At 74.1% G+C, this 12,833-nt stretch carries 12 protein-coding genes; 5 read left to right on the top strand and 7 right to left on the bottom strand.

The features are described from left to right. Positions 1–188 precede the first annotated feature (188 nt). Positions 189–998: an Fpg/Nei family DNA glycosylase gene (locus AC0OO9_RS09275; protein WP_484516962.1), complete on the top strand. Its 810-nt coding sequence runs from the start codon at positions 189–191 to the stop codon at positions 996–998. A gap of 214 nt (positions 999–1,212) precedes the next feature. Here AC0OO9_RS09275 and AC0OO9_RS09270 read toward each other — a convergent pair whose 3' ends face one another. The 6 genes from AC0OO9_RS09270 to AC0OO9_RS09245 form a co-directional block, all read right to left on the bottom strand. Beyond that, positions 1,213–2,091 (bottom strand): aminoglycoside phosphotransferase family protein, encoded by an 879-nt coding sequence (locus AC0OO9_RS09270; RefSeq protein ID WP_484516960.1) that lies wholly within the window; start codon positions 2,089–2,091, stop codon positions 1,213–1,215. A 177-nt stretch (positions 2,092–2,268) separates the two neighbouring features. Next, positions 2,269–3,687 carry a WGR domain-containing protein gene (locus tag AC0OO9_RS09265; RefSeq protein WP_484516958.1) on the bottom strand — a complete coding sequence of 473 codons (1,419 nt, stop codon included), beginning with the start codon at positions 3,685–3,687 and terminating at the stop codon, positions 2,269–2,271. Between the two features lie 154 nt (positions 3,688–3,841). Next, positions 3,842–5,221 (bottom strand): FAD-dependent oxidoreductase, encoded by a 1,380-nt coding sequence (locus AC0OO9_RS09260; RefSeq protein WP_484516956.1) that lies wholly within the window; start codon positions 5,219–5,221, stop codon positions 3,842–3,844. Positions 5,222–5,234: 13 nt separating this feature from the next. After that, a complete protein-coding gene (locus AC0OO9_RS09255) occupies positions 5,235–6,383 on the bottom strand; it encodes a carboxylate-amine ligase (protein ID WP_484516954.1) in 1,149 nt (382 codons plus the stop codon). 148 nt (positions 6,384–6,531) lie between these two features. After that, the gene (locus AC0OO9_RS09250; protein WP_484517896.1) at positions 6,532–6,879 is read right to left on the bottom strand and encodes a hypothetical protein; all 348 of its coding nucleotides are present in this window, start codon (positions 6,877–6,879) and stop codon (positions 6,532–6,534) included. A 38-nt stretch (positions 6,880–6,917) separates the two neighbouring features. Continuing rightward, positions 6,918–7,388, bottom strand: a complete 471-nt coding sequence (locus tag AC0OO9_RS09245) for a hypothetical protein (protein ID WP_484516952.1) — start codon at positions 7,386–7,388, stop codon at positions 6,918–6,920. 316 nt (positions 7,389–7,704) lie between these two features. On the opposite strand from AC0OO9_RS09245, the gene AC0OO9_RS09240 reads away from it, so the two are divergent. From AC0OO9_RS09240 to AC0OO9_RS09225, 4 genes are all read left to right on the top strand, one after another. Then, positions 7,705–7,998, top strand: a complete 294-nt coding sequence (locus AC0OO9_RS09240; protein ID WP_311413083.1) for a DUF6412 domain-containing protein — start codon at positions 7,705–7,707, stop codon at positions 7,996–7,998. Positions 7,999–8,090: 92 nt separating this feature from the next. Continuing rightward, entirely contained in the window at positions 8,091–8,840 is a 750-nt protein-coding gene (locus tag AC0OO9_RS09235; RefSeq protein WP_484516949.1) for a YidC/Oxa1 family membrane protein insertase, read from the top strand. A gap of 71 nt (positions 8,841–8,911) precedes the next feature. Beyond that, positions 8,912–10,336, top strand: coding sequence for a carbohydrate-binding protein (locus tag AC0OO9_RS09230; protein ID WP_484516947.1), 1,425 nt, complete (start codon positions 8,912–8,914; stop codon positions 10,334–10,336). Between the two features lie 146 nt (positions 10,337–10,482). Further along, positions 10,483–11,886: a chitinase gene (locus tag AC0OO9_RS09225; RefSeq protein WP_421454252.1), complete on the top strand. Its 1,404-nt coding sequence runs from the start codon at positions 10,483–10,485 to the stop codon at positions 11,884–11,886. A gap of 217 nt (positions 11,887–12,103) precedes the next feature. Here AC0OO9_RS09225 and AC0OO9_RS09220 read toward each other — a convergent pair whose 3' ends face one another. Further along, entirely contained in the window at positions 12,104–12,760 is a 657-nt protein-coding gene (locus AC0OO9_RS09220) for a DedA family protein (RefSeq protein WP_311412091.1), read from the bottom strand. Between the last annotated feature and the right edge of the window lie 73 nt (positions 12,761–12,833).

The following is a 12,833-nucleotide window of genomic DNA, read 5'->3' as shown; positions in this document are numbered from 1 at the left end:
TCGACCGAAACGAGGGGGCGCCGCCCGGCAGGCGGGCGGCACCCCACGCCGGGGCAGGCCGTATCTATTAGAAGTCGACGAATTCCTCCGCGCCTCCGTCCGGCCCCGCCGACCGACCGGGTGGGGCGCGAGCACCCGCAGCACGCCTCGGTCAGCGGTCCCGCGAGCCGCACGTATCCTTGGCACCCGTGCCAGAGGGACACACCATCCACCGCCTGGCGGCGCGGCACGCCGAGCTGTTCGGCGGGGACAAGCTGCACGCCGCCAGCCCGCAGGGCCGCTTCGCCGAGGGCGCGGCCCGCCTCTCCGGCACCGTCCTGGAGGCCACCGAGGCGTACGGCAAGCACCTGCTGCACCACCACGCGGGCGAGCTGACCCTGCACGTGCACCTCGGGCTCTACGGGAAGTTCGCCGACGGCGTCGGGGAGCCGCCGGAGCCGGTCGGCCAGGTGCGGTTGCGGCTGACCAGCGACCGGCACTGGCTCGACCTGCGCGGCCCCACCGCCTGCGAGCTGCTCACCCCGCCCGAGGTGGCGGCGCTGCGGGCCCGGCTCGGCCCCGACCCGCTGCGCGCCGACGCGGACCCCGAGCGGGCGTACGCCCGGATCTCCCGCAGCCTCACGCCGCTGGCCGCGCTGCTGCTCGACCAGTCGGTGGTGGCCGGCACCGGGCTGATCTTCGTCACCGAGGCGCTGTTCCGGGCCGGACTGCCGCCGACGCTGCCGGGCCGGCGGCTGACCCGCGCCGGCTGGGACGCGCTCTGGGCCGACCTGGTGGCGCTGATGCGGCTCGCCGTCGGCCGCGGCCGCATCGACACCGTCCGCGACGCGCACCTGCCCGAGGCGATGGGTCGCCCCGCCCGCGTCGACCGGCACGGCGGCGAGGTGTACGTCTACCGCCGCCCCGGCGACCCCTGCCACGTCTGCGCCACGCCGGTCAGTCGGGGCGCACTGGCCGGCCGCAACCTCTACTGGTGCCCCACCTGCCAACCGTCCTGACCGCTCCGCCCGCTGTCGCACGCTTCGCGGCACCTCTGTCGAGCTGCCCCGTCCGTGCGGGCGGCTCTGGTGGGTGGCGGCTGGTGGTGGTTGCGCTCCTGTCGAGCTGCCCCGTCTGTGCGGGCAGCTCGACAGGGACGGATGGCAGTGGCCGCGCCATGGCCGGGGTCCGACCGAGGACGGCAGGGACCGGCATCGCCGGGCTCGTCCAGGTTCAGGCCCCGTCGAGCAGCCAGCGGACCACCTCGACCTGGTTGGGGAAGACCTGCCCCTCGCCGATGCTCCAGGCCACCGTCTGCCCGATCGTCCAGCCCCACACCCGCTCCCGGTCCAGGCCCAGCTCCGCGCTGAGCCGGTCCAGCCGGTGCCGGACGGCGTCCGGCGAGTGCCCCAGCTCCGCGCCGCGCACCAGCGGCACCACCCCGAACTCGCGCTCACCGGTCAGCGGCTTCGGGTCGATGACCAGCCACGGCTCCCGGGTCGCCCGCAGCATGTTGCCGGCGTGCAGGTCCTGGTTGACCAGCACCTGCTCGCCCTGGCTGTCGACGAGGTCGGCCAGCAGCCCGAGCGCCGTGTCGATCAGCCGCCGCTCGTACGGCCGCCCGGCCCGCTCCCAGTTGGCCGGCATCCGTTCCCGCCAGCCGGCGGCCTCCTCGGCGAGTGGGGTGAACGGCGCACCGGCCGGTTGCCACAGCCGGGGCAGCAGCCCGACCGCCGCGTCCAGCGCCGCGTCGGCGGGCAGGGTGTGCAGCGGCGTGCCGGGTAGGCACCGCTCGACCAGCAGCGCCCGCCGCTGCGGGTCGTGGGCGAGCAACCGGGCCGCCCCCACCCCGGCCCAGCGCTCCAGTGCCGTCGCCTCGTGGACGCTGTCGGGGTCCGGGTACTGGAGTTTCAGCACCGCCGGGGTGCCGTCGGGCAGCTCCGCCGGCAGGGCCAGCGAGGCGAAGGCGTACGGGAAGGGCGGCCCGAGCCGCAGCGACCAGCGCTCGGCGCAGGCGGCCAAGCGCTCCGGCAGCACCGCCAGCCACTCCCGCCCGGCCGGCGTGCCCCGCACCCAGCCCAGCCCGTCGGGGATCAGGAGTCCGGAATCCACCCGGCCATCCTTCACCAGCGCCCGCCCACCCCGCACCATCGATTCCCCGCCCACCGCCGGTGGTGGTGATCAAGAGGTCCTGGTCCGCAACGGAGATCGAACCGGACGCAAACCTCTTGATCACCGCGTCGGGGAAGAGGCGGGCGGCGGAGGGGAGGAGCGGGGGAGGGAGCGCGGTCAGCGGAGGCGGCGGATGTCGCCGTGGGCGCGGTAGAAGCCGCCCCGGCCGGACTCGCGGACCTGGGTGACCAGGTAGCGTGCGCCCGGCTCGCGGATGCCCTTCGGGAACTGCACGGACCAGTCCCGGTGGTAGCCGGGGGAGACCACGTGCACCCGCAGCCGGCCCCGGTCCTCGACGCACTGCACGACCACGCCGCCGTCGACGTCGCTGGTCACCTCGACCGTCGTCCAGGCCGCCGGCTCCGGCATCCGGGGCGGGGCCTTGACGTCGACCACCTCTGGCACGCTGCCGGCCTCCGCCGCCCGGATCGCCGGCTCGCTGGCGTCGATGCAGGCCAGGTGGCCGCTGGTGGTGACGACGTAGAGCCGATCCTCGTGGTACTGCATCGAGTAGGCCGAGCCGCAGCCGGTGCCGAGCTTCCACAGCCGGTTGCCGGCCGCGTCGAAGCAGTAGATCGAGGACTGGCTGTCGCCGGCGAAGACGAACCGGCCGCCCTCGGCCGTGGCGCAGGAGAAGACCGGGGCGTCGCAGCGGTAGGTGCGCTCGGCGCGACCGTCCTTCGCCAGCCGCACCACCTCCCGGGTGCCGGTGCCCGCGAAGACCGCGTCGCGCTCCTGCCAACCGAAGAGCACCGATCCGGTACGGGTGTGCCACCGCTCCTGGCCCGTCCGCCAGTCGTAGCTGGTCACCCCCTGGGAGTGGCCGTGGTAGAGCGCGTCGGCGTCGCAGCGCACCATCCACGCCGACCGGCCGCGACCCTGCCGGCGCCAGAGGAACTCGTCCTCGTGGTCGACGGCGACGATGCCGCCGCCCGCGTCGGAGACGCCCAGCACCCCGTCGTGGATGTCCAGCCAGTAGATGTCGATCTCCGGCGCGATCTCGTAGGCCACCCGGGGCACCTTGCCGGACAGGTCGTAGACGTTGCCGTCGTCGCAGCCCGCGTAGATCCAGGCGTCGTCGGCGACGATGCACTTCACCCCGTCGGGGAGGCGGACCTGGTCGAGCACCCGGGCGTCGTGGCCGAGCGTGGTGATGACCCCGCGCTCGTTGCCGACCATGCAGCTCTGCCCGTCGACGAAGATGCCGAAGGCGGGGGCGCCGGAGTCGTAACGCCACAGCACCGGGGCGGTGCGGGCGGTCGAGCGGGTGCTGACGATCTGCCGCCGGGAGACGGCGCGCTTCTGCCGCACGCCGCGCACGGCCGGGGCGTACCCCTTGCGGACCTTCTCGCCGATCTTCTTCGCCGCCGCCGCGCGGGCCTTGGCGTTGTCGGCGTAGGCCGTGGTCTTGACCTGGCCCTGGTCGCCGATCCGGCCGTAGCGGACGGTCAGCGCGGCGTCGTCGACGACGACCTCGTAGAACTTGTGCGCACCATCCGCTTCGGACAGTTCGAGGTAGGTCGTCTCCTGCGGCATGGGGGGCCTCCGAGGGGGGTCAGCGACCGGCCTGGCGTGACCGGTGGGGCGCGAGCGGGCACACGCTAACCCCCACCCCCGACAGCCGCACGCGAGGAAGGGCCCCTTCCTACCGCGTACGCGACAGGAAGGGGCCCTTCCTCACACCTGACGCTCAGCGGCCGACGGCGGCCAGGGCGTCGACGGCCTTGCGGGCGGCGATCAGCACCGGATCCCAGACCGGGGCGTACGGCGGGGCGTAGCCCAGGTCGAGCGCGGTCATGTCGTCCACCGTCATGCCGTTCCACAGTGCCACCGCGAGGGTGTCGATCCGCTTGGCCGCCTCGGACCAGCCCACGATCTGCGCCCCGAGCAGCCGCCCGCTGGGCTTCTCCGCGATCAGCTTCACCGTCATCGACCGGGCGCCCGGGTAGTAGCCGGCGCGGTTGGTCGACTCGGCGATCACCGAGACGAACTCGAACCCCGCCGCCGCGGCGTCCTTCTCGCGCAACCCGGTGCGCCCGACCTCCAGCTCACAGACCTTCGTGACGGCGGTGCCGATCACCCCGGCGAAGGTGGCGTACCCGCCGCCGATGTTGATGCCGGCGACCCGGCCCTGCTTGTTGGCGTGGGTGCCCAGCGGCACGTGCACGGGCAGCCCGGTGACCCGGTGCACGGTCTCCACGCAGTCGCCGGCGGCCCACACGTCCGGCACCCCCTGCACCCGCATCCTGCGGTCCACCCGGATCCCGCCGGTGGTGCCCAGCGGCAGCCCGGCCGCCTCCGCGAGCGCGGTGTTGGGGCGTACGCCCAGACCGAGGACGACCACGTCGGCGGGGATGGGCCCCTCGGCGGTGACCACCGCGGACACCCGGCCGTCGGTCTCCTCCAGGCCGGTCACGCCGAGGCCGGTGCGGATGGTGACGCCGATGCCCCGCATCGCGTCCGTGACCAGCTCGGCCATGTCCGGGTCCACGGTGGCCATCGGCTGCTCGGCCTGCTCGACCAGGGTGACGGCGAGCCCGCGCTGGATCAGCGCCTCGGCCATCTCCACGCCGATGTAGCCGCCGCCGATCACCACCGCCCGGCGCGGCCGGGGCTCGGCGTCCAACCAGTCGCGCAGCGCGGCGCCGTCGTCGAGGGTCTGCATCCCGAAGACCCCGCCGGCGTCGGTGTCCGCCCAGCCGGGCTTCTTGGGCACCGCCCCGGTGGCGTACATCAGGGTGTCGAAACGCTCCCGGACCTCGCCGCCGCCGTCGAGGTCCCGGGCGGTGACCTCGCGCCGGTCGAGGTCGATGGCGGTCACCTCGTGGCGGAGCCGGACGTCGATGTCGAACTTCTCCCGGAACGTCTCCGGGTCGCGGGCGATCAACTGGTCCCGTTCGGGCACCAGCCCGCTGATCCAGTACGGAATGCCGCACGCCGAGTACGACGTGAAGTGCCCCCGCTCGAAGGCGACGATCTCCAGGTCGCCGCGGTCCCGCCGGCGTCGCGCCTGCGACGCCGCCGCCATTCCCGCGGCGTCCCCACCGATGACGATCAGCCGTTGCGCCACGTTCACCATCCTGTCACGAGCGGCCCGCGCCACGGGTCTGCCGCGCGACGTCCTCCACCACGTCCACGAGCCTGCCGGTACGCCCGAAGACGGCGCGCTGCCGGGCCGCCCCGGTGCCGTGCCGGCGCAGCCCCGCGACGAGCCCGGTCACCTCGTCGAGGTCGCCGTGCCGTTCCAGCGCCGGGCGCAGCCGCTCGATCAGCTGGTCGAACAGCTCCCAGGCCGGCCGCAGCTCGCCGTCGGTCAGGTCGACGCCGTCCCCCTCCAGCCCGTCGTGGGCCGCCCGCCAGTGCGCGGCGACCAGCAGGTGGTGGTCGGTACGCAGGGCCGGCCGCCCGGCGGCGATGTCGTCCATCGCGGTCGCCACCATGGCCCGGACCAGCGCGGCGACGAGCACCGCGTCGTCCACCGACGGGCAGACGTCGCCGATGCGGATCTCCACCGTCGGGTACTTGGCCGACAGGCGGGCGTACCAGTAGAGCATCCCCTCGTCGAGCATCACGCCGCTGGCGATGAGCTGCCGGATCAGCCGTTCGTAGTGCTCGTGGGACTCCAGGTACGGGGTGGGCGCCACCGACGGCCAGCGCTCCCACTCCACCGACCGCCAGCTCGCGTACCCGGTGTCCTCGCCCCTGGCGAAGGGGGAGTTGGTGGTGACCGCTTGCAGCACCGGCAGCCAGGGCCGGACGTGGTTGAGCACCTGCGCGCCGGTCTCCGGGTCGGGCACCCCGACGTGCACGTGCATGCCGTTGTTGCCGGGGCCGGGGACCAGCAGGCGGAACCGCTCGATCATCCGGTCGAAGCGGGGCTTGTCGACCACCGGGGGCACCGGACCGTCGACCGGACCGGTGCCGATGGCGAGCAGCCGTACGCCGGCCCGCTCGGCCGCGTCGGCGAGCGCGGCCCGCAGCACGCCGAGGGAGTGCCGGATCGAGGAGAGTTCCAGGCCGGGCGGGCTGCCGATCTCGATCTGGCTGGTCTGGAACTCCCGCTCCACCTGACCGCGCAGCTCGGGCGGCACCTGCTCCATGACGAGGTCGACAGCGGGCACCGCGGCCCCGGTGTGCGGGTCGACGAGCAGGAACTCCTCCTCGACACCCACCGTGAGCAGGTCGGTCCCCTCGGCCGTACCGCTCGGAGCCTCCGCCACCTGGCCGGTCATCGTCACCACCGTCCGTTCACGCCCGGCAGCGGTCCGTCCGCGCCGGGTCGGTCAGTGGTTACCCACCGTGCGGAGGCGGAGAAACGCGGCCCGGGCGTGTCGCCCGCCGCGCGCGGGCGAGGGGATCACGCCGCGCGCCACCCGCGGGTCATCGTGGCCCGCGGTCCTCGCCGTCGCGCACCAGGGCGCGGACGCGGCGCAGCGTGGCGTCCGGGGCCAGGATGGCCTCCCGCCACCGCTCCAGCGTCCGGCGCAGGTCCCAGACCGTCGCCCGCAGCTGCCGTTCCTGCTCGCGCGCCGAGTCGAGCTGCGCCCGGGCGAGCAGCGCGGCCTCCTCCAGCTCGGCGACCCGGGTGCGCAGCGGCTGCACCAGCGTGAGGGCGGCGTCGGTGAGGGTGTCGGCGGCGTCCGCCTTGAACTTGCCCCGCTGCACGATGACGGTGGCGATGACGGCGAGGCCGCCGGTGCCCCCGAGCACGCCGAGGACGGAGAGCAGGACCTGCACCCAGTGCGGGGCGGACGGTGCCGAGGTGGTCACGTCCCACCCCTGGCGGAGAAGGTGCCACCGACGGCCACCCCGGCGAGCTGGGCGGCCTGGCCGGCCCGGGTGAGCCGGCGCAGGTCGAGCGCGATCTGGACGGCGCGCCACCCGGAGCCGGCGGCCACCGCGACGACGAACGACATCGCCGCGACCCCCTGCGGGCCGGTGACCACCGCCAGGGCGACGGCGTACATGCCGGTGATCGTGCCCAGCATGAGCACCGACGCGAGTTCGATCCCGAGGCCGGTGGAGAGCCGGCCCGGCCAGAGCACGCCCAGCAGCCCGGCGACGCCGGCCACGATGAGGCCCGACTCCCACCCCGCCTGGATGGGCCCCGGCATCGCCATCTCCACCGACTGCGGCCGGACGTCGAGGACGATCAGGAGGACCCCGCAGACCGGGGCGGTCGCCATGATGGCGATCTCGAAGGGCTGGTGCCTGGAGCGGATTCGGTTGTGGGGCACGGCGGCTCCTAACGATGGCCCGCCACCTCGTCGAGGCGGCCCGTCGGCCGGGGCGGGCGCCCGGTGCCGACGGTGTACCGGGAGGGCCCGCTCCCATCGCCCGGGTCGGCGCGGCATGCCCGACGACGCGGAGGCACACCGGCGACCGAAAAGGACGACATACCGACGTTGGCTGTCGACGCACCAAGTCGTACCACCTCCGCCGCGCCTCCGTCCACCCCGGACCTGTCGTATAAGCGCAGGTCAGGGCCGGTGCGGCGAGGCTTGTCGCGCGAACGGGCCGGGTGGCGTGACAGCGGGTCCTAGGCTGGTCGGCGTGCCGGGGCTGCTGGGGATCGTGCTGGGGACGTGGGCGTACGCCCTCGCCCACCTGACCCTGCTCGCCGACCGCCCGGCCGGGTTGCTCGCCGGGGCCGCGCTCGCCGCGGTGGCGCTGCTCGCCGTCGCGCTCGCGGCGCACGCGGCCGGCGTCGTCGACACGCCCCGGGCCGGCCGCGCCGCCGCCCTGCGGGCCCGGGCCCGCCGCCGCCGGGTGCCGCGGCAGGTCGACCCGGACGCCGCCGGGCGTCCCCGTCCCCGCGCGCCCGGGCCGTTCCCCTCGGCCGCGTAGCACCGCCGCGCGGCTGATTCCGCCGCCATCCGCCCGTCCGGCGACCCGCCTTCCCGCCGGACCGGCACCCGGAATCGACCGAGGGGTCACCCATGCTCGCCTTCGCACCTCTGCACGACGCCGTCGGCGCTGCCGGCCGCGCGCTCACCTGGTTCACCACCCTGCTGGAACCGTTGGCCGGCGACGCGGCCACGGCCGCCGCCATCGTCGCCCTCACCGTCGTCGTCCGGTTGCTGATCTCGCCGCTCACCCTCATGCAGGTCCGCGGGGAGCGGCGTCGCGCGGCGCTCGCCCCCGAGGTCCGCGAGCTTCAGCGGCGGTACGCGGACGAGCCCACCCGGTTGCAGGGCGAACTGTTCGCGCTCTACCGGGCCAACGGCGCCAGCCCGGTGGCCGGCTGCCTGCCGCTGCTGCTCCAGGCCCCGTTCCTGCTGGTGATGTACCGGCTCTTCACCACCGCCGAGGGCGGCACCGGGCTGCTGGCCGAGCGCCTGGCCGGTGTGCCGCTGGGTCACCACCTCGGCGACGGGCTGGTCGGCGGCGCGCTGCCGCTGTTCGGCGCCCTGCTGGCGGCCCTGCTCGGGCTCGCCTGGTGGACGTCGCGGCGGATGCGGCGCGCGGCGGCGGCGACGGGAACGGTGGCCGGTACGCCGACCGAGGGGCCCGGCGCGGCGGTGCTCGGCCGGCTGCTGCCGCTGCTGCCGTACACGACGGTGCTGGTGGCGCTGGTGCTGCCGCTGGCCGCGGTGATCTACCTGGTCACCACCACCGCCTGGTCGGCGGGGGAGCAGGCGGTGCTGCGCCGCCCGCGGCACGAGCCGGCTCGCATCGATGGGCGTTGACATCTGCGGAGCCGGCACGTACAACTCCTGAGAGAGCGCTCTCTCGCCCGTTCCCGCAGAGAGGCACGTCAATGACACCTGCCCCGGCGGCGCCCGCCGCCCTGCCCCCGCGACGCCGGCTGACCCTGGCGTTGACCCTCCTCACCGCCGCCGCGACCGCACTGGTCGGCACGACCGTGACCGCGAACGCCGCCGTCCCGGCGCCCGCGCCCGGCTGGAGCCTGGTGTGGAGCGACGACTTCACCGGTGCGGCCGGCACCCTGCCGTCCGCCGGCAACTGGATCATCGACACCGGCACCAGCTATCCCGGCGGCCCGCCGAACTGGGGCACCGGGGAGATCCAGACGTACACCAACAGCACCGCCAACGTCAGTCACGACGGCGGCGGCAACCTGCGGATCACCCCGCTGCGCGACGCCTCGGGCCGCTGGACCTCGGCCCGGATCGAGACCGTGCGCAGCAACTTCAAGCCGCCGTCCGGCGGCGTGCTGGCCATCGAGGGCCGCATCCAGATGCCCAACGTCACCGGGGCCCAGGCGTCCGGCTACTGGCCGGCGTTCTGGGCGCTCGGCTCGCCGTACCGGGGCAACTACCAGAACTGGCCGGGCATCGGCGAGTTCGACGTGATGGAGAACGTCAACGGCCTCAACTCGGTCTGGGGCGTACTGCACTGCGGCGTGGCCCCCGGCGGGCCGTGCGACGAGTTCAACGGCATCGGCGCGTCCCGGGCCTGCCCCGGCAGCACCTGCCAGTCGGCCTTCCACACCTACCGGTTCGAGTGGGACGCCTCGGCCAGCCCGCAGCAGCTGCGCTGGTACGTCGACGGCCAGCTCTACCACTCGGTCAGCCAGTCCCGGGTCGGCGAGCCGTACTGGTCGCAGATGACCAGCCACGCCGGCTACTTCCTGCTGCTCAACGTGGCGATGGGCGGGGCCTTCCCGAACGGGGTGGCCGGTGGCGCCACGCCGACCGCCGCCACCGTCCCCGGCCGTCCGATGCTCGTCGACTACGTGGCGGTGTACAGCCGGGGTGGCGGCACCACGCCTCCGCCCACGACCCCGCCGCCGACGACGCCGCCGCCCGGTGGGGTACGCGACGCGTACGCGACGATCCAGGCGGAGTCGTTCAACGCGCAGAACGGGGTGCTCGTCGAGGCGTGCGCCGAGGGTGGGCAGAACATCGGCGCGCTGCGCAACGGCGACTGGGTGCGGTTCGACAACGTCGAGTTCGGGGCCACCCCGCCACGCGACTTCGTCGCCCGCGTCGCCTCCGGCGCGGCGGGCGGGGTCAGCGGACTGGTGGAGGTGCGGCTGGACAGCCCGACCGGCCCGACGATCGGCAGCTTCGCGATCGGGAACACCGGTGGCTGGCAGAGCTGGCGTTCGGTTCCCGGCAACGTCGCCGGCCCGACCGGCCGCCGGACGGTCTACCTGACCTTCAGCAGCGGGCAGCCCGCCGACTTCGTCAACGTCAACTGGTTCACCTTCCGCCGCTGAGCCCGTTCCTGCCCGCTGGGTCCCGTGGAGCCCCCGGCCGTCGCCGGGGGCTCCCGTCGGCCTGCTCTGGACAGAAACAGTTAACACTCCTAATAATGGGCGTCAATGTCGATGCCGATGGATGGCGTCCGGGTGTGGAGGGTGTCGTGAAAAGACCTAGATCTCTGGTGTTCTCGCTGGTCACAGCGGTGGTGGCGGCGCTCGGCGCGGTGTGGGTGGCGATGCCCGCGTTCGCCGCCGGGGTGACCGCCAGCTTCGTCAAGACGTCCGACTGGGGATCGGGCTGGGAGGGGAAGTACACGATCACGAACGGCGGCGGGTCCACCGTCGACGGCTGGACCGTCGCCTTCGACCTGCCGGCCGGCACCACTCTCGGCAGCTACTGGGACGCGCTGCTGACCTCGTCGGGCCAGCGGCACACGTTCACCAACCGGTCCTGGAACGGTCGCCTCGCCCCGGGCGCCTCGGTCTCGTTCGGCTTCCTCGCCGCCGGGCCGGGCTCGCCCACCAACTGCCAGCTCAACGGCACGGCGTGCGGCGGCGGCACCAGCCCCACCACCGCGCCGCCCACCACCGCGCCGCCGACGACCGCACCCCCGACCACCCCGCCACCGACCACGCCGCCCCCGACGAGCCCGCCGCCGAACACCGGCCTGCCGAAGCACATCCTCACCGGGTACTGGCACAACTTCGACAACCCGGCCGTCGAGCTGCGGCTGCGTGACGTGCCGGCCGAGTACGACGTCGTCGCGGTCGCCTTCGCCGACGCCACCGCCACCCCCGGCGCCGTCGCCTTCGCCATCGACCCCGGCCTGTCCGCCGCCCTCGGCGGCTACACCGACGCCGACTTCTCCGCCGACGTGCGGACCCTCCAGTCCCGGGGCAAGAAGGTGATCATCTCCGTCGGCGGCGAGACCGGCCGGGTGGCGGTCAACGACGCCGCCTCCGCCGCCGCCTTCAGCGACAGCGTCCACGCGCTGATCCAGCGGTACGGCTTCGACGGCGTCGACATCGACCTGGAGAACGGGCTCAACCCGACCTACATGGCCCAGGCGCTGCGCTCGCTGCGGGCCAAGGTGGGCGCCGGACTGATCATCGCGATGGCTCCGCAGACCATCGACATGCAGTCCCCGGCCACCAGCTACTTCAAGCTGGCGCTCGACATCAAGGACATCCTCACCGTCGTCAACACCCAGTTCTACAACTCGGGGGCGATGCTGGGCTGCGACCGCAACGCCGCGTACGCCCAGGGGACGGTGAACTTCATCGTCGCGCTGACCTGCATCCAGCTGGAGGCCGGGCTCCGCCCGGACCAGGTCGGCCTCGGCCTGCCGGCCGGTCCCGGGGCGGCCGGTGGCGGCATCGTCGCGCCCAGCGTGGTCAACGCGGCGCTGGACTGCCTGGCCCGGGGCACCAACTGCGGCAGCTTCCGCCCGCCGCGCACCTACCCGGGCATCCGCGGCGCGATGACCTGGTCGGTCAACTGGGACGTGAGCAACGGCAACACCTTCGCCCGCACGGTGGCCCCCCACCTGGACACCCTCCCCTGACCCATCCCCACCCTTCCTGACCCTGCCCGCCCCTCCTCCCCGCGTGAAACCGCTCAACAGGGTCGATCATGCAGTTGTGGTGGTCCGTATAAGCCGCTGATGCGGTCACTTCCGGCACCACAACTGCATGATCGGCGCGGCGCGGCGCGGCGCGGCGCGGCGGGGCGGGGTGGGGCGCGGCGGGGCGGGGTGGGGTGGGTGCGGCGGGTGGTGGGAGTCAGGGGGTGGCGTCGGCGTGGGCGCGGCGGCGGCGGGTCTTCTTGATCACCCACCAGGCGATCATCACGACGAAGACGGCGATGATGCCGTAGTCGAACCACTTGCTGTACTGCTCGATCTGCTGCCAGCGGGAGCCGAGCGCGTAGCCCAGGCCGACGAAGAGCGCGTTCCAGATGCCGCTGCCCAGCGTGGTGAACACGATGAACTCCGGCAGCGGCATCCGGTTGGCCCCGGCGGGGATGGAGATCAGGCTGCGGACCACCGGCATCATCCGGCCGAAGAGCACCGCCCACCGGCCGTGTCGCTCGAACCAGCGGTCGGCCTTCTCCAGGTCGTCCAGGTCGACCAGGGGCAGCCGGTCGAGCCAGCGCTTGAGCCGGTCCTCGCCGGCAGCCGCGCCCAGCCAGTAGAGGACGAGTGCCCCGCCCAGGGAGCCGGCGGTGGCGGCGAGCCCCACCAGGACGACGTTGAACCGTCCCTCGCTGGCCAGGTAGCCGGCCATCGCCAGCACGATCTCGCTCGGGATCGGCGGGATGATGCTCTCCAGGGCGACCAGCAGGGCGACGCCGACGGCGCCGGCGGCGTCGATCACCCCCGCCACCCATCCGGTCAGGCCGCCGAGTTCGGTCGGGTCGACGTTCTCGGCGAGTGCCATCGCGATCCTTTCGGCCGGGTCCGATCAGAGACATCTACCCTGCGGCCCGGCCGCCACACCTGCCCGTGAGCCG

It is taken from the genome of Micromonospora sp. USAFONa4 (assembly GCF_057197825.1).
This window is presented reverse-complemented; position numbering and strand designations above follow the sequence as displayed.